We start from the raw sequence: 16,685 nt of genomic DNA, 5'->3' as shown, positions 1-16,685 counted from the left end.
TGCCCGGGGGGCTGCCCGCCCGGGTCCTCGGCGCGGTGCTCACCGCGGCCGGGGCCGCCGTCGTCGCCGATTCCTTTGTCCGCTTCGCCGCCGAAGGCACCGGCACCCCGGCGCCGGTTGCCCCGGCCAAGTACCTCGTGGTCACCGGGCCGTACCGTTATGTGCGCAACCCGATCTACCTGGGCGTGGCCGCGGCGATCGCCGGCCAGTCTCTGCTGCTGGGGCAGCGGAAGCTGCTCGGCTACGGCATGCTCGTGCTCGTTCCGGCGGCCGTCTTCGTCAGGATCTACGAGGAACCGGAACTGCTGCGCACCTTCGGCGAAGAGTACGGGGAGTACCGGCGGAACGTGCCCGCCTGGATCCCGCGGCCGACCCCGTGGCGCCGGCACTGAGCCCGGATGTTCCTAACCTCCGCCCCGGCCGTGTGGGACGATTAAATCGGCCCGTTTGCGGGGCCGGGGTACGGGCACGGCCGGGCGGCCCATAACCAGAGCGGAGGCACAGTGCAGGACAACAACGGCAGCCGGAATTCCAAGCCACCGCTGCCCCTGACGGCGGGAATGCTGCCGGTCGTGGCCCCGCAGCCGCCGCGCCGGAACCGCCAGCCCGTGGCCAAGCAGACCAAGCAGGTCCCTGCCGGCACCGCCCCGCTCCAGGTCCCGCGCACCCCGCCCCGGCATAATGCAGCCGCACGCCGGATGCTGCGCCGGCTGGTGCAGAGCGAGGCTCCACCCACGGCCCCGATGAACATCGTGGAGCGGCTGGCGGGCAGCCCGTACGCCAATCCGCTGGTCCAGGCCGGCGGCGTGGACGCCTCCGCGCGGCACACCCTGGATCTGGCGCTGGACCTGGCCGAGGCGATGTTCCGCTACGGGGCCGGCGCGCTGGAGGTGGAAGCCAGCATTATCGCCGTGACCGCCGCCTTCGGCCTGCGCGATGTGGAGGTGGACATCACCAACCAGTCCGTGGTGATCAACTATGCCAAGCCGGATGCGGTGCCGCTGACGGTCATGCGCGTGGTGCGGTCCTGGACCAACAACTATGCCGGGCTCTCGCAGGTCCACCAGCTGGTGACGGACATTGTCCGCGGGAACGTGGACCGCACCGCGGCCCGGCAACGGATGGAGGAGATCACCCACCGGCCCAAGCCGTATGCGCGGTGGATGGCCAGTTCCGCCAGCGCCGTCTTCGCCGGAACCATCGTGGCCTTCATCGGCGGCAGCTTCGCCGCCTCGCTCGTGGCCGTGTTCACCAGCCTGCTGGTGGAGCTGGTCTCGCGCACGCTTGGCAGGTGGCGCATTCCGGACTTCTTTACGACGTCGGCAGGCTCTTGCATTGTGACCTTCCTGGCACTGGCCTTCTGGCAGCTGCAAGTCCCGCTCAGCCCGGCGATCGTGATTGCCGGCGGGATCATCATGCTGCTGCCCACCGGGCGGCTGGTTTCGGCCGTACAGGATGCCATCAACGGATTCCCGGTGACGGCGGCCGGCCGCTTCCTCTCCGCATTTCTGAGCTTCGGTGCCCTGGTGGCAGGCATCTCGATAGGCCTGGTGGCCGGTTCGCTGGCCGGCATCAGGGTGCCCGACGTGCTCCAGGCCGGCCAGGGCGGCTACCCGGTGGTGGTCCAGGCGCTGCTGGTGGTGCTGGCGACGGCGCTGGTCTGCGTCACCGAGCAGACCCGGCCGGCCATGATCCTGCCTACGGCGCTCGTGGCGCTGTTCGGCTTTACCGTTTACGCGCTGGTCCAGGCCGGCGGCCTGGGGGACCGGCTGAGCCCGGCGGTGGCGGCGGTCTTCATCGGTTTTGCCGCCCGGCTGGTGGCGCTGAAGCTGGGCTCGCCGCAGCTGGTGGTGGCGGTGCCTGCGTTGCTCTTCCTGCTGCCCGGGTTCGCCATCTTCCGCTCGATGTACACGCTCACCGTCCATGCCGGCGATCCGATCACGGGTATGTTCGGGCTCCTCAGTGCCCTGACCGTGATCCTGGCGATGGCCGGCGGGGCGGTGCTGGGCGACAATATTGCCCGGCCGCTGACCCGGGGCTGGGGCTCCAACGAGGGCCGCCGCAACCGGCGCCGCTGACGCTTCCCCTGTCGGCCTTGAGCCGGGCGCGAGGGGTCCGCTGTGGCGCGCCGGCGACACTGCGGGAGCGCCCCAAAGGGAAGCGGCAGGGCCCCGGCCTGAGCTTGCGAAGGTCGGGGCCCTGCCGCTGGACGCTCAGGCGGGGTAGTTGTCGGGGATGATCTTGCCGATCTGGGTGCGCTTTTCCGCCTGGAACGCGTCCTCGGCCCGGCCGTAGGCCCAGTAGCCGGAGATGGAGACCTGCTTGCGGGTCAGCCCGTGCTGCTTGAACAGCACGTCCCGCAGCGACTTGACCATTTCCCGCTCGCCGTGGACGAAGGCATGGACCTGGCCGTCCGGCCAGTCCAGCCCGGCCACCGCATCGCGCAGCAGGCTGGTGGTGCCGGCCGGGGCGCCCCCGCGGAAGAGCCAGTGCAGCGCCAGCCCGGCCGGGGCGCCCAGGTCCTGCACGTCCGCGGCCGAATCCACCTCGATGAACGCATGGCCGGCGGCGTCCGGGGCGAGGGCGTCCACGGCGGCGCCGATGGCCGGCAGTGCCGACTCATCCCCGGCAAACAGGTGCCAGTCCGCCTCCGGAGCAGGGGTGTAGGCGCCGCCGGGCCCGGTGAACATCAGCCAGTCGCCCGGCTGCGCCCCGGCCGCCCAGGGGCCTGCCAGCCCTTCGTCCCCGTGCACCACGAAATCGATGGCCAGCTCTCCGGCCGCGCGGTCCACCCGGCGCACCGTATAGGTCCGGGTCGTCGGCAGTTGCTCCGTCCGGCCCTGGGCGATTAAGGCGTCCTTGAGCGCGGGGGCGTCGACCGGCAGCCGGACCCCCAGGGCCGGGTCCACGAACCAGATCTTGACGTACTGGTCGGTGGCGTCCTTGGCGTCGAACCTGCCGGCGAACGCCTCGAACTCCGGGCCGCCGGCGAAGACCCGCACCATGTGCGCGGAGAGCCGTTCGGTGCGCAGTACCTGCAGGTTGGTCTGGGGCTTGCGCGGACGGGCCGGTGCGGCCGGCTGGAGCGCGGACTGTGAGCTCATACAGGCAACTATGCCATGTGCCTCAGCGCGGCAGCCGCCAGTCCACCGGGCCGGCGCCCTGCTTCTGCAGCAGTTCGTTCGTGCGGCTGAACGGCTTCGATCCGAAAAATCCCCGGCCGGCCGACAGCGGGCTGGGATGCACCGATTCGATCCTCGGCACGTCCCCGAGCAGCGGGGCGACCTGCTGCGCGTCCCGGCCCCAGAGCAGCGCCACCAGAGGGCCGCCGCGCCGGGCCAGGGCCCGGACCGCCAGTTCGGTGACCGGCTCCCAGCCCCTGTTGCGGTGCGAACCGGACTTGCCGGCCTCTACCGTGAGGACCCGGTTCAGCAGCAGCACGCCCTGGTCGGCCCAGGCCGTGAGGTCCCCGTGCTGCGGAGGGGTAATGCCCAGATCCATCTGCAGCTCGCGGAAGATGTTGGCCAGGCTGCGCGGCAGCGGCCGTACGTGGCGTTCGACGGCGAAGGCCAGGCCGATGGGGTGTCCCGGGGTGGGGTAGGGGTCCTGTCCCACGATGAGCACCTTGACCTCGGACAGCGGCCGGCGGAAGGCCCGCAGGATGTCCGCGGGAGCGGGCAGGATCTGCTTGCCGGCGGCGCGCTCGGCCTCCAGGAAGGCCTCGATTTCCCACAGCAGGGATTCGGCCGGTGCCAGCGCTTCGGCCCATTCGGGGTCCATCACCTCGGTCAGCGGGGTGCGGGCGGCAAAGGGGAACGGGGCTTGGGAGTCCGGGCCCGGCGGCGGGTCGGGCAGCGGGAAAAGTGCGCCGTCGTCGATGTCCATACCCCTTATCTTCGCCGACAACCGCCTCATGACCAGCACCTCGGGGGCAACACTCCGTTCCGACCGGCACAAATGACAACGGCTCGTGCCGGGAACTAACATTGGAAGGGCGGTTTCCCGGAGCAGCGGCAGGAAGCCGGACACAGCAGGTGAGACGGAAGTGACGGTGAGTCGTGGCAGGATCCGCGGAAGCGCGCAAGTTCGCCCTTGATGCGGAACTGGACTCCTCGAGCAAGCTGAGCGAGCGGGACCAGAAAATGCTCGCGCTGGAACGCCAGTGGTGGAAGTACGCCGGAGCCAAGGAACAGGCCATCCGCGAGCTGTTCGACATGTCCGCCACCCAGTACTACCAGATCCTCAACGCGCTGATCGATACCGAGGACGCGCTGGCGCATGATCCAATGCTGGTCAAGAGGCTGCGCAGGCTCCGGACCTCCCGCCAGCGCGCCCGCACCGCCCGCCGGCTGGGCTCGGACACGTAGTCTCCCCGACTAGTCTTCCCGACGCAACGTCCCTCTGCGCCCCTGTCCGCCGATCAGCTAAGGAATGCATTCCCCGATGACCAAGTACCCCCAAGACGAGTTTGACCAGGTTCCGGAAACCTCCGACCGCCAGGGCGTCCACCGGGCCACGCTGGCGGCCCCGAAGGCCGGCGGCCTGGGCCTGATCATTCTCGCGGCGGGACTCGCCTTGGCCGTCGGTGTGCTGTCCTTCTTCGTGCTGCCGCTGCTGGGCGCGGGCGGCCCGGCCTCGCCGGCGGTATCGGCAGGTCCGGCAGCAGCTGCAGCCACCTCTGCCGCGCCGGAGGCCGAACCCGCGGCGCAGTCCGCCAGCGCCGAGCCTGTGGAAGAGCCGGCCGAGACCGACGCCGGCAAGCCGGAGACCAAATCCGCCGAGCCCACCGAAGCCGCGGCGCCCGACACACCCGAGGTGCCTGCCGGAGCAGACAAGTCGGATCCGGTGCTGGTGCTCAACGGCACCGCCGTCGCCGGCCTGGGTTCGGATGTCTCGGCCACTGTGTCGGCCAACGGCTGGCAGGTCGCCGGCGTGGACAACTGGACCGGCTCCACCCTGGCCAGCTCGGTGATCTTCTACAACCCGGGCCAGCAGGCCAACGCGGAGGAACTGTCCGCGCTGCTGAACATCGGGGATGTGCGCCAGACCGGCCCGGGGGAAATCTCCGACGGCCTGACCGTGGTGCTTGGCCCCGGCTTCCAGTCCTGACCTGCGCCGGTCACGTCTCCATAACATTCAGGGCACCCCGGTTCCACCGGTTGCCGCCGTCGATAGAGTGGCACCATCCCCCGTCGGCTGGAGCCGGCCGATGGGGCTGGAAACACCGATCCATGGGGGAAATATGGCGTACGGCACGGTCAAATGGTTCAACGCGGAGAAGGGCTACGGCTTCATCACCGTCGACGGCGCGAATTCGGACGTGTTCGTCCACTGGTCCGCGATCCAGATGGAGGGCTACCGCGCCCTTGAGGAAGGCCAGCGGGTGGAATTCGAGATCGGCGAGGGACAGAAGGGGCCGCAGGCCGAGGAAGTCCGGATCGCCTCCTGACTGCCTGCCCGGAACCCGTTCCGGGCTTCAGCCTCCCCGCACGTTCCACGTCCGGGGAGGCTGCCATGGCGGCGGGATGGCAGCTCCTGCAGCTATTCCTTCAGGGGAACGCCGCGTGCATCGCGCCGGAAGGGCTCGGCCCCGACCAGGATCATGATGCCCTCGACGAAGCCCCAGATGGCGCCGAACCCGAAGGTCAGGAAGGTCACCACGATCTGCAGCACCCCGATGGCGGTGTACCCGAGGTAGAACCGGTGGATGCCCAGGCCGCCGAGCAGGATCCCGAGCAGGCCGCCGACGAGCCTGGACTTCTGCTCCACGTAACCGGTCACGTTGTAGTAGGGCTGCCCCGGCCCGCCGTAGGGTGCGCCGTACGGCGGGGGAAACCCCTGCTGCGGATACGGCGGCTGCTGGGGGTACCCTTCCTGCCGTCCGGCCGGCGGAGGATAGGGGTTCTGGACGTACGGGCCCTGCTGTCCGTAGGGCTGGGCATGCGGAGGCATTTGTCCGCCCAGCGCGGACTGGGCCGGCTCGGCGGAGCCGGCAGGTGCACCGGCGCCGGGCTTGGACAGCGGCAGGGTGGGGTTCGACGGCTCCCCGGGGATCGGTTCCGTGGGGTTGGCCGGCCTGTCCCTGCCGGCGTCCGGAGGTTCGGACATCGTCTGGCTCCTCGTCTGGGTTGGATGCTGGAGGAATTTTCCCGTCCCGCCTATCAATCTACGGCCCGGCGGGGGCGGAAACCATGGGGGAATGCCCTGATTCGGCGGCCGGAAACCCTGAGCGCCGCCGCTACGTTTACGCGCGTGGCGTAGCGAACACCTGGCGGTTGCACTCGGCCCCGGTGAGTGCTAATTATTGACTTAGCACTCTTCCCGCTCGACTGCTAAGAATCTCTCGGGACCCCCAGGGGATCCGGCAGCCGGCGGAAGGAGCGAAGTACCCGGTCGCTGTGGTGAGGGCAGGGGTGCGGCGTAAAGAGATCGCCGCCGCCGCTGCCCGTCCGTCGCGGGCACCGCAGATGGCCACGCAGTCTGGATCCGTCCAGCATTGCACCCGCTGTCTATTTGTCCAGAAGGGACCTAAGCCGTTATGGCAAAGATCATTAGCTTTGATGAAGAGGCCCGCCGCGGTCTCGAGCGCGGACTGAACACCCTCGCCGACGCCGTGAAGGTCACCCTCGGCCCCCGTGGCCGCAACGTGGTGCTCGAGAAGAAGTGGGGCGCCCCCACGATCACCAACGACGGTGTTTCCATTGCCAAGGAAATCGAGCTGGACGAGCCGTACGAGAAGATCGGCGCCGAACTCGTCAAGGAAGTTGCCAAGAAGACCGACGAGGTCGCCGGTGACGGCACCACCACCGCCACCGTGCTGGCCCAGGCCCTGGTCAGGGAGGGCCTGCGCAACGTCGCCGCCGGCGCCGACCCGCTGAGCCTGAAGCGCGGTATTGAAAAGGCCGTCGAAGCTGTCACCTCCGAGCTGCTCGCTTCCGCCAAGGAAATCGAGACCAAGGAAGAGATCGCCGCCACCGCGTCGATCTCCGCCGGCGATCCCCAGATCGGCCAGCTCATCTCCGAGGCCCTGGACAAGGTCGGCAAGGAAGGCGTCATCACCGTCGAGGAGTCCAACACCTTCGGCCTCGAGCTCGAGCTCACCGAGGGTATGCGCTTCGACAAGGGCTTCATCTCCGGCTACTTCGTGACCGACGCGGAGCGCCAGGAGACCGTCCTGGAGGACCCGTACATCCTGATCGTCAACTCCAAGATCTCCAGCGTCAAGGACCTGGTTGCCGTCCTGGAGAAGGTCATGCAGTCCGGCAAGCCGCTGCTGATCATCGCCGAAGACGTCGAGGGCGAGGCCCTGGCCACCCTGGTGGTCAACAAGATCCGCGGCACCTTCAAGTCCGTCGCCGTCAAGGCTCCGGGCTTCGGCGACCGCCGCAAGGCCATGCTGGCCGACATCGCCATCCTGACCGGCGGCCAGGTCATCGCCGAAGAGGTCGGCCTGAAGCTGGAGAACGCCACCCTGGACCTGCTGGGCCAGGCCCGCAAGGTGGTTGTCACCAAGGACGAGACCACCATCGTCGAAGGGGCCGGTGACGCCGAGGAGATCGCGGGCCGCGTCAACCAAATCCGCGCCGAGATCGAGAACACCGATTCGGACTACGACCGCGAGAAGCTGCAGGAGCGCCTCGCCAAGCTGGCCGGCGGCGTTGCCGTCATCAAGGCCGGTGCCGCCACCGAGGTGGAACTCAAGGAGCGCAAGCACCGCATCGAGGACGCCGTCCGCAACGCGAAGGCTGCCGTTGAGGAAGGCATCGTCGCCGGCGGCGGCGTTGCCCTGATCCAGGCCGGCGCCAAGGCCTTCGCCAACCTGAACCTGCAGGGTGACGAGGCCACCGGTGCCAACATCGTCAAGGTTGCCATCGACGCTCCGCTGAAGCAGATCGCCTTCAACGCCGGCCTCGAGCCCGGCGTTGTGGTGGACAAGGTCCGCGGCCTGCCCGCCGGCCACGGCCTGAACGCCGCGTCCGGCGAGTACGAGGACCTGCTGGCCGCCGGGGTGAACGACCCGGTCAAGGTGACCCGCTCTGCCCTGCAGAACGCCGCCTCGATCGCCGGCCTGTTCCTGACCACCGAGGCCGTCGTCGCGGACAAGCCCGAGAAGGCCGCTCCGGCCATGCCGGGTGGCGACGAGATGGGCGGCATGGGCGGCTTCTAGGCCTCCCCGCTCCGGTCCGGAAGCACGGTCCCTCCGCGGGGCCGTGCTTCCGGCGTTAATGGCCCGGCGAAAAGCCCAGGGACTGCAGCTCGCCGGCCAGGTTGGCCTGCGCCTGCACCTGCCAGAGCCTGCGGGCTGTCGCTGTCCGGTACAGCGGGTCCAGCGCCAGTAGCCGGCGGACGACGGCGGCCCGTCCCGCCGCGAAGCCGGCATCGGGCACGTGGGCGTATTCCCGGCGGACGGCCTGCAGGTAGTCCCGGTATCCGGCCGCGTCCCGGCCCAGGACCGAAAGGTCCGCATCGCACAGCAGTGCGCCGGGCCGGTCCAGGTCTTCGGGCCGGTGGGTGGCGGTGAGCAGGACCAGGCGCACCGTTTCGTCGATTTCCTGCCTGCGGCAACCAGCGCGCCCGAGCAGCTCCCCGGCCAGCCTGGCCGACTCCTCTTCGTCGCGTCCGGCCGCCCCGTTGTACACGGCGTCGTGGAACCAGGCGGCAAACCACAGGGCCCGGGGTTCCGGCCCGGGGTCTTCCCCGGCACCGAGCAGCGTCCGCACGGCCTCGAGCACGGCCAGCAGGTGGGTCCGGTCATGATAGTGGCGGTGGGCCTCGCCCCAGCGTTCGACAAGCTCCCGGCCCAGCTCCGGCCTGCCGGGCAGCAGCCGCTCCCAGTGGTGCAGCAGGACCGTCTCCAGCTTGCTGCTGCGCCGCCGGGCCGGAATCCTCAGCCCGCTGGCGGCCAGCCGGCGCACCAGGACCCCGCCCGATACCTCGATGGCCCCGCGGTCCACCAGCTCCTGGTAGCGGGCGGCGGGAACATCGTAGTGATCCAGATCGAAGGCCCGCTCCGGAATACCTGCCCTCGCCGCAAACTCGTGGAGCTCGGCCAGGGACGCGTCCGAGACCAGGTGCGAGAAATGTGTGCCGTGGGCGGGCCACCGCGGCGGATCGATCAGTATTGCCACGTTCCAAGCCTATGTCCGCTTCCCCTTCCTGCTATCTGAAAAGATGGACTGCATGACAATCACTGCTGCCGCCGACGGTTCCGCGCTCGGCAATCCCGGCCCTGCCGGCTGGGCCTGGTATATCGACGATGACTGTTGGGCAGCCGGCGGATGGCCGCACGGCACCAACAACCAGGGCGAGCTGATGGCCGTGCTCGACCTGCTCCGGTCCACGGCGCACCTCCCCGGGGAGCATCTGAGGATCCTGTGTGACAGCCAGTATGTGATCAACTGCGTCTCCAAATGGATGCCCGGCTGGAAGCGGAAGGGCTGGCGCAAGGCGGACGGCAAGCCCGTCCTGAACGTGGACCTGCTGCAGCAGATTGACGAGGCCGTCAAGGGCCGCAGCTACGAGTTCGAATGGGTCCGCGGACACGCCGGACACGACCTGAACGAGGCCGCTGACCTGCGTGCCCGTGCCGTGGCTCTGGCCTACCAGCAGGGCACTGTGATACCCGCCGGACCGGGTTTCGCGGCCGCCGGGGACGCCGGCGCCCCGCCCTCCGCCGGCGGCGCGGTCCCCGGACCGGAACAGGCCGGTGCCATCGGGGCGGAGGGTGCACGGCAGGCTGCCGCCACGGGGGCGGAACCGGCCGAACCGGATCTGTTTTCCGAGCTGGAGGAAGCGGACCGGCCGGAGGAAGACGGCAAGCCCGAGCATGTCGTGCTGGCGCTGGAGGAGGAACTGCTGCGGCCCGAAACCCGCGCGGACTTTGGCCGGATGGCCGTGCTGCTGCACCCGGAGTTTGCCGAGATCGGCGAAAGCGGGCGCATGTGGACGCGCGAGGACATCATCAACGCGCTGCGCCCGGATCCAGCGGCGGACAGCGAGTTGGACCTGCTGGCCGTCGAGCGGCTCGGCGAGGAGAGCATCCTGGTCACCTACCGCAGCCGCGGCCGCAGCGGCTCGTCCCTGCGCAGCTCCCTCTGGCTGCGGGACGCGGGCCGGTGGCGGCTGCGTTTCCATCAGGGAACGCCCGAACGCGGCTAGCGCACAGCGGCTGCCCCGCCACGCCGGCCCTCGCGCGTTGCTTTTGCCGGCCCGGAAAAGCCGCCGTCAGCCTAGGAACATGCGGGCATTGGCCGCCTCGGCCGCCGCATACTGCTCCGAGGCATGGGCCAGGGCGGTATTGATGCTGGCCAGCGATTCCTCGACCTTCAACTGGGTTGCCCGCCAGTCCGTGACCAGCTGCTGGAAATTGGCTGAAGCCAAGCCGGTCCACAGGGATTCGAGCTCGCGCAGGCCCGCCTGCATGGTGTTCACCTCCGCCTGCAGCCTGCCGATGGTGCCTTGGACGGCCATGCTCTTGGCCTGCAGGGCATCGCTGTCGACATGGAAAACGGCCATGATGTGCCTCCGAAGCAGTCTGTGTCCAACCTGCGGTCCACGCAGGGGCCGGCCGTTGTCCGGCCGGGTACTTCGAGGCTAGGGGCCGCTCCGGCTGGACGGAACCGGCAGTGCGGCTGCTGTGGAAAACCGTTTGGGGAGGGCTCCTGTGGAGGATGGCCCGGTTCAGCCGGCGATGACCGCTTTCTGGTCTTCCGGCAGGGGCTGGTAGGGAATCCGGATGCTCATGGTCGTCCCGCCGCCGTCGGTCTCGTGCAACCGCACCGTGCCGTCATGCTGGGCCACCAGGGCGGCGACAATGGCCAGTCCCAGCCCGGTCCCGCCGGTTTCCCGGTACCGCGAGGAATCCGCACGGTAGAAGCGCTCGAACACCCGCGAGGCCTCGTCCTCGGAGATCCCGGGGCCGTGGTCGCGGACTTCAATCACCGAGTCCTTGCGGTCATCGATTACCGAGACCACTCCGGTGGCGATTTCGATGGGCGAACCCGGCGGGGTGTACCGCAGGGCGTTGGTGACGAGGTTGGCCATCACCTGGCGCAGCCGCGCCTCGTCGCCGACGACGGGGGCGGACACCGGGGCGCCGCCGTCGAGCCCGACCACGCTGATCCGGCGGTCCGGGGCACTGGCCTTGGCGTCCATCGCGGCGTCATTGCCGAGTACCAGCAGGTCCAGGGGTTTGGACTCGAGCGGCCGCTGCTCGTCCACCCGGGCCAGGGTGAGCAGGTCCTCCACGAGCTGGCCCATCCGCTGGGCCTCGCCCTCGATGCGGCCCATGGCGGCCGCAATGTCCTCCTCGCTCTGCAGCGCGCCGTGGCGGTACAGCTCGGAGAACCCCCGGATGGTGACCAGCGGGGTGCGCAGCTCATGCGAGGCATCGGCCACGAACCGGCGCATTTTCTGCTCCGAGGTGCTGCGCGCCGCGAAAGCGGTCTCGATGTGCGCCAGCATGGCGTTAAGCGAGCGGGACAGCCTGCCGATTTCGGTAGCGGGATTGGCCACCTCCACGCGCCGGGAGAGGTCGCCGGCGGCAATGGCGGCGGCGGTCTTTTCCACCTTGCTCAGCGGCAGGAACGCGCGGGTGACTGCCAGCCAGGCGATCACCGAGGCCGCGACGGTGGACAGCAGGCCCGTGCTCAGGCTGAGGGCGGCCAGGGCATCGACGGTCCTGTTCACCGGGGCGTAGGCGCGGGCCACGGCGACGCTGGCGCCGCTGCCGGACAACTCGAACACGCGCACCCGCCAGCCGTCGCTGTCAGGGCTGGTGCCGGGCACGTCGAAGGGCCGGTGGTCCAGGGCCAGCACCTGCTGGATGGTCAAACCCGGGATGACCGGCGTATCCGGGTCCCCGTCCTCCACCTGGGAGTGGCGCAGGATGGTTCCGCCGGAATCCATCAGGACGCCGTAGTAGCCGGCCTGCGTGGAGGAGGGGCCGACGCCGGTCTGGGCGCGGATGAGCATGCTCGACATGCTGTTGGCATTGTTCCGGATGTCGTCGTCCATGCCCCGGAACATGGCGTCGCGCAGCAAGGTGATGGTTAGCAGCGAGGTAATGCCGACCGCGGCGACCATCAGGACGCAGATAATGGCGACCAGTTGGGTCCGCAGCGAGGCCGACTTCCAGAGCTGGAGCATGGTCAGCGTCTTTCGGACGTGCGTAACAGGTACCCAACACCCCGCTTGGTCTGGATCAGGGCGGGCAGGTCGGGGTTCGCATCGATCTTACGCCGCAGGTAGGAGATGTAGGACTCCACGATGGAGGCATCCCCGTTGAAGTCGTATTCCCAGACATGGTCCAGGATCTGGGCCTTGGAAAGTACCCGGTTGGGGTTGAGCATCAGGTAGCGCAGCAGCTTGAACTCCGTGGGGGACAGGTCGATGACTTCCCCGTTGCGGCGCACCTCGTGCGCGTCGTCGTCCAGTTCGAGGTCGTCCACCTGGATCACCGCATCGTCCTCGAGCAGCGGCTGGGTGCGGCGCAGCACGGCCCGAATGCGGGCCACTACCTCGTCCAGGCTGAAGGGCTTGGTCACATAGTCGTCCCCGCCTACGGTCAGGCCGGTGACCTTGTCCTCGGTGTCGTCGCGGGCGGTGAGGAACACCACCGGAAAATGTTTGCCGGCGGCCCGCAGCCGCCGGGTCACGGTGAAGCCGTCCATGTCCGGAAGCATAACGTCCAGGACCGCCAGGTCCGGATTGTGGGTTTCGGCCGCGGCCAGGGCCTCACGGCCGTTGGCGGCGGCGACGACGTCGAACCCGGCAAAGCGCAGGGAGGTTGAGAGCAACTCGCGGATATTGGGCTCGTCGTCGACTACCAGCAGTTTTGCTTCAGGTCCGGTCTTTTTCACAATTCCAAGTGTCCTCCCAGAAACTGGGAGTTTTCTGGAAGGCGGATGGGAGCAGCCCCACAGTCAGCTTAGTGTGCCCGGATGTCAGCTGCGGTCTCGGGCGGCGAGCGCCTCCTCCGGTGCGGCACGCTGCGCCGCCGGACTGGTACGCGAAGAGGCGCCCCGAGCCGGCCCGGGACAATCCGCCCCGGCCGCGGATTCCCGTACAGTGCCTGGCCGCGGCGTCCTCGGGGTCCGTGGCGGCCTCCTGACGGTGGGGCGGTTACCCTCCCCGGCCCGGTGCGTTCCCTCAGGTTTTGCTGATGTCCTTGGCGTCCAGGATCGTGTATGCGTAGCCCTGTTCGGCCAGGAAGCGCTGGCGCTTGGCCGCATAGTCCTGGTCCAGCGTGTCGCGGGCCACCACGGTGTAGAACCTGGCGGCACGGCCGTCCGCCTTGGGCCGCAGCAGCCGGCCCAGCCGCTGGGCCTCCTCCTGCCGGGAGCCGAAGGACCCGGAGACCTGGATGGCCACCGAGGCTTCCGGCAGGTCGATGGAGAAGTTGGCCACCTTGGAGACCACCAGCGTCTGCAGCGCGCCGCTGCGGAACTGATCGAAAAGCCGCTGGCGTTCCTTCACGCTGGTGTCGCCCTTGAGTACCGGCGCGTCCAGGCGCGCGGCGAGCTCGTCCAGCTGGTCGATGTACTGGCCGATCACCAGCAGCTGCTCGCCGCGGTGCCGGGCGGCCAGCTGCTCCACCACGGCGGACTTCGTCTCGGAGACCGCGCACAGCCGGTACTTGTCGGCGTCGTCGGCCATGGCGTAGGCCACCCGCTCGTCCCGCGGCAGGTCCACCCGGACCTCCACACAGTCCGCCGGGGCGATGTACCCCTGGGCTTCGATGTCCTTCCAGGGTGCGTCGTAGCGCTTGGGGCCGATGAGTGAAAAAACCTCGCCCTCGCGTCCGTCCTCGCGCACCAGCGTGGCGGTGAGTCCCAGCCGGCGCCGCGCCTGCAGGTCGGCGGTCATCCGGAAGATCGGCGCGGGCAGCAGGTGCACCTCGTCGTAGATGATCAGCCCCCAGTCGTGCCCGTCGAGCAGTTCCAGGTGCGGATAGAACCCGCCGCGGCGCATGGTGAGCACCTGGTAGGTGGCAATGGTGACCGGCCGCACCTCCTTAAGCGCCCCGGAATACTCGCCGATCTCGTCCTCGGCCAGGCTGGTGCGGCGCAGCAGCTCGTCCTTCCACTGCCGGGCGGAGACGGTGTTGGTGACCAGGATCAGCGTGGTGGTGGAGCTGGTGGCCATCGCCGCGGCTCCCACCAGGGTCTTGCCCGCACCGCAGGGCAGGACGACGACGCCGCTGCCGCCGGCCCAGAAATTCTCCGCGGCCACCTTCTGGTACGGCCGCAGCTGCCAGCCTCCGGGGTCCGGGGACTCGGAGAGGGCGATCGGGTGCGGGGTGCCGTCCACATATCCGGCCAGGTCCTCGGCGGGCCAGCCGAGCTTGAGCAGCAGCTGCTTGAGCGCCCCGCGCTGGGAGGAGTGCACCACCGTGGTCTCGGCATCGATCCGCGGGCCAAGCAGCGGCTTGATCTTCTTCGCGTGCATGACCTCCTCGAGCACCGGATAGTCGCTCGTGCGCAGCACCAGCCCGTGCTGCGGGTCCTTTTCCAGCCGCAGCCGGCCGTAGCGGGACATCGTCTCCTCGATGTCGACCAGCAGCGCGTGCGGCACCGGGAACCGGGAGTAGCGCAGCAGGGTGTCCAGCACCTGCTCGGCGTCGAGCCCGGCCGCCCGGGCATTCCACAGCCCCAGCGGCGTGATCCGGTAGGAGTGCATGTGTTCCGGGGCCCGCTCCAGTTCGGCGAAGGCGGCGATGGCGTGGCGGGCCTCGGTGGCCTGTGCGTGGTCCACCTCCAGCAGGATGGTTTTGTCGCTCTGGACAATCAGGGGTCCGTCAGCCATCTGCTGCACCTTCTTCGTTCGTGTGTTCGGGGACATCCGCCAGCTCGACGTCCATCAGGCGGTGGACGGGGACCACTCGCTCGGTCTCCCGGTCCGGATCGTAGACGCGGACCCGGCCGCCGCCCACCGAGAGCGGCAGCAGCACTTCGCGGCGCTCGTCCCCGCCCGGCTCCACGATCCCGATCCGTACGGGCCGTTTCTGCCGGATGGCTGTGCGCAGCGTTTCCAGTCCCAGCAGCGGTTCGGCCTCCGTGTCGGCCGTCCTGTTCGCTGCCGGGACCGGCCCCGGCAGGACGGAGCCGCGCAGCCGGGCCAGCTGCCGGTCCAGGTCCTCGCCGGACAGCTCCCGCGGATTCATCCGCACCGGGAACGACGACGGACCGGCACCTGCCTTGCGGGCCGGGCCGGACGCCGGGCCGCTGCCGGCACCTGCGCCGGAGGTCTCGCCGCCGTGCAGGTCAGGGGCGGGAAAGTACCCCAGCCCGCGCAGGACGTGCAGCAGTTCCCGGTCTCCCGCGGAGGAAACCAGCACGGTGGGCGCGAGCCGCCGCAGTCCCAGCAAGGCCGTGCGCGGATCCGCCAGCAGCGCATCGAGGGCCGACTCGTCCGTGCTGCGCAGGTAGGAGCCTGCCGCCCCCACCCGGACCGCACCGTGCCGGGCGGCTGTGTCCTCCACCAGGTAGCGCAGCGGCTGCGGCACCTCGGTGGCCGCATGCCGGGTCAGGAAGTCCAGGATCCCGGGGCCGTCGAGGCCTGCGTCCAGCGCACGCCGGAGCGAACCGGCGGAGAAACGGTAGATGGCCGCCGGGCCCCGGCCCTCGGCATCGGAGAGCAATGCCAGCTCACGGGCCACCTCCGGTGCCAGGTAGCCCGGGGCCACCGCGGTCAGATCCGCCTGCAGCAGGAAATAGGTCAGCGGTGCCGGCAGCTCCCGCTCCAGGAGCGCGACCGCGTCTTCCATGCGGTCGTCGGCCAGCGCCGCTCCCAGCTCGGTGAGCGCACCGGAACCGGTCAGGCCCAGCCGCCCGGCCTCGGCCAGGATGCCCGGTACCAGGCGGTCGAAGCGGCGCTGCAGCCGGGGCTGGTGCCAGGCCAGGTAGGCTGTGGCGTCGGCGGCGGACAGGGCGGGGCCGGTCTCAGCGGGTATCCCGCCGGCCTGCTGCAGCCAAGTTTCCTGCAACTGCTTGAGACCGGCCAGCAGCCGGCGGCGAACGGCGGGGGTATCCGGGCGGGACGCTTCCGCGGCGAGCGGGTTGATGCTGCCGCCGGACGGCAGCTCTTCGCCCACCAGCGACGGCGCCCGGTCCAGCGACAGCCAGGACGTCACCAGCAGCTGCCACTGCAGCTGCCGGGGCAGGGCATCGAAGCCGTCAGGTCCGGGGGGCGTGCCGGCCACCCAGCGGGAGGTGTCCACGTCGAGGTGGATCAGCCCGGCGGCCGCGGCGAGCTCGAGCAGCCAGCCGGCGTCGTCGACGTCCGTGCGCAGTGCCTCCGCCAGCCGCCTGGTCTCCCGCACGCCCACACCACCGGCGCGCAGGGTGGCCACCGGAGCGCCGTCCACCTCTTCCAGCAGCTGCGAGACCAGGCGCAGGGTCTCGGCCACCGCGGAGAACGCCGCGTTGTCGCGGATCGTGTGCCGGACGATCTTTGGCGCGGCGGGAACCGGGGGCGCCGTCAGCCAGGGGTCCGCGACGGCACCGTTCCGGACCGCCAGGCCGACACTGCGCGGAAGTTCAACGTGTACCGCGTCCAGCGGCACCAGCAGGCCGCGGGCCAGCAGCCAGTCCACCGGGGTGGCGCTGCGCTCGCCGACGTCGGCCGGCCGTCCGGCATGCGGCACCGCCCCCACCGGTGAGTGCCGGAACCGCCCCAGCAGGTCT

General features: G+C 69.8%; 16 protein-coding genes. 7 read left to right on the top strand and 9 right to left on the bottom strand.

Features of this window, described 5'->3' with window-relative positions:
* On the top strand, positions 1-392 hold a 392-nt coding region (locus ACFQ36_RS12945), incomplete at its 5' end, for a methyltransferase family protein (RefSeq protein ID WP_377014215.1).
* A gap of 306 nt (positions 393-698) precedes the next feature.
* The gene (locus tag ACFQ36_RS12940; RefSeq protein ID WP_377014217.1) at positions 699-2,078 is read left to right on the top strand and encodes a threonine/serine exporter ThrE family protein; all 1,380 of its coding nucleotides are present in this window, start codon (positions 699-701) and stop codon (positions 2,076-2,078) included.
* Between the two features lie 135 nt (positions 2,079-2,213).
* Here ACFQ36_RS12940 and ACFQ36_RS12935 read toward each other — a convergent pair whose 3' ends face one another.
* Together ACFQ36_RS12935 and ACFQ36_RS12930 are read right to left on the bottom strand one after the other, a co-directional pair.
* Complete coding sequence (locus ACFQ36_RS12935) at positions 2,214-3,104, bottom strand: siderophore-interacting protein (RefSeq protein WP_377014214.1); 891 nt, start codon at positions 3,102-3,104, stop codon at positions 2,214-2,216.
* Positions 3,105-3,126: 22 nt separating this feature from the next.
* Entirely contained in the window at positions 3,127-3,885 is a 759-nt protein-coding gene (locus tag ACFQ36_RS12930) for a uracil-DNA glycosylase (protein WP_377014213.1), read from the bottom strand.
* A gap of 173 nt (positions 3,886-4,058) precedes the next feature.
* On the opposite strand from ACFQ36_RS12930, the gene ACFQ36_RS12925 reads away from it, so the two are divergent.
* The 3 genes from ACFQ36_RS12925 (at position 4,059) to ACFQ36_RS12915 (ending at position 5,449) form a co-directional block, all read left to right on the top strand.
* The gene (locus ACFQ36_RS12925; protein WP_377014212.1) at positions 4,059-4,367 is read left to right on the top strand and encodes a DUF3263 domain-containing protein; all 309 of its coding nucleotides are present in this window, start codon (positions 4,059-4,061) and stop codon (positions 4,365-4,367) included.
* Positions 4,368-4,443: 76 nt separating this feature from the next.
* Positions 4,444-5,109, top strand: a complete 666-nt coding sequence (locus ACFQ36_RS12920; protein ID WP_377014211.1) for a LytR C-terminal domain-containing protein — start codon at positions 4,444-4,446, stop codon at positions 5,107-5,109.
* A gap of 133 nt (positions 5,110-5,242) precedes the next feature.
* Positions 5,243-5,449: a cold-shock protein gene (locus ACFQ36_RS12915; protein ID WP_377014216.1), complete on the top strand. Its 207-nt coding sequence runs from the start codon at positions 5,243-5,245 to the stop codon at positions 5,447-5,449.
* Between the two features lie 92 nt (positions 5,450-5,541).
* Here the strand turns inward: ACFQ36_RS12915 and ACFQ36_RS12910 are convergent, their stop codons facing one another.
* Positions 5,542-6,108, bottom strand: a complete 567-nt coding sequence (locus ACFQ36_RS12910) for a TM2 domain-containing protein (RefSeq protein WP_377014210.1) — start codon at positions 6,106-6,108, stop codon at positions 5,542-5,544.
* A gap of 430 nt (positions 6,109-6,538) precedes the next feature.
* Here ACFQ36_RS12910 and groL point away from each other — a divergent pair, with 430 nt between their 5' ends.
* Positions 6,539-8,167 carry a chaperonin GroEL gene (gene groL / locus ACFQ36_RS12905; protein WP_377014209.1) on the top strand — a complete coding sequence of 543 codons (1,629 nt, stop codon included), beginning with the start codon at positions 6,539-6,541 and terminating at the stop codon, positions 8,165-8,167.
* Positions 8,168-8,222: 55 nt separating this feature from the next.
* Here the strand turns inward: groL and ACFQ36_RS12900 are convergent, their stop codons facing one another.
* Positions 8,223-9,128, bottom strand: a complete 906-nt coding sequence (locus ACFQ36_RS12900; protein WP_377014208.1) for a DUF4031 domain-containing protein — start codon at positions 9,126-9,128, stop codon at positions 8,223-8,225.
* Positions 9,129-9,180: 52 nt separating this feature from the next.
* Here ACFQ36_RS12900 and ACFQ36_RS12895 point away from each other — a divergent pair, with 52 nt between their 5' ends.
* Positions 9,181-10,158 carry an RNase H family protein gene (locus tag ACFQ36_RS12895; RefSeq protein WP_377014207.1) on the top strand — a complete coding sequence of 326 codons (978 nt, stop codon included), beginning with the start codon at positions 9,181-9,183 and terminating at the stop codon, positions 10,156-10,158.
* Between the two features lie 66 nt (positions 10,159-10,224).
* On the opposite strand, the gene ACFQ36_RS12890 is transcribed toward ACFQ36_RS12895, so the two are convergent.
* From ACFQ36_RS12890 to ACFQ36_RS12870, 5 genes are all read right to left on the bottom strand, one after another.
* Positions 10,225-10,515, bottom strand: a complete 291-nt coding sequence (locus tag ACFQ36_RS12890) for a WXG100 family type VII secretion target (protein ID WP_377014206.1) — start codon at positions 10,513-10,515, stop codon at positions 10,225-10,227.
* 165 nt (positions 10,516-10,680) lie between these two features.
* Entirely contained in the window at positions 10,681-12,147 is a 1,467-nt protein-coding gene (locus tag ACFQ36_RS12885; protein ID WP_377014205.1) for a sensor histidine kinase, read from the bottom strand.
* A 2-nt stretch (positions 12,148-12,149) separates the two neighbouring features.
* The gene (locus ACFQ36_RS12880; protein WP_377014204.1) at positions 12,150-12,860 is read right to left on the bottom strand and encodes a response regulator transcription factor; all 711 of its coding nucleotides are present in this window, start codon (positions 12,858-12,860) and stop codon (positions 12,150-12,152) included.
* 289 nt (positions 12,861-13,149) lie between these two features.
* Positions 13,150-14,805, bottom strand: a complete 1,656-nt coding sequence (locus tag ACFQ36_RS12875) for a DNA repair helicase XPB (RefSeq protein ID WP_377014203.1) — start codon at positions 14,803-14,805, stop codon at positions 13,150-13,152.
* Positions 14,798-16,685: helicase-associated domain-containing protein (locus ACFQ36_RS12870; RefSeq protein ID WP_377014202.1), on the bottom strand; the 1,888-nt coding region annotated here is incomplete at its 5' end. The genes ACFQ36_RS12870 and ACFQ36_RS12875, both read right to left, overlap by 8 nt.

The sequence above is a fragment of the Arthrobacter sp. GCM10027362 genome, assembly GCF_042679445.1.
GTDB lineage: Bacteria > Actinomycetota > Actinomycetes > Actinomycetales > Micrococcaceae > Crystallibacter.
This window is presented reverse-complemented; position numbering and strand designations above follow the sequence as displayed.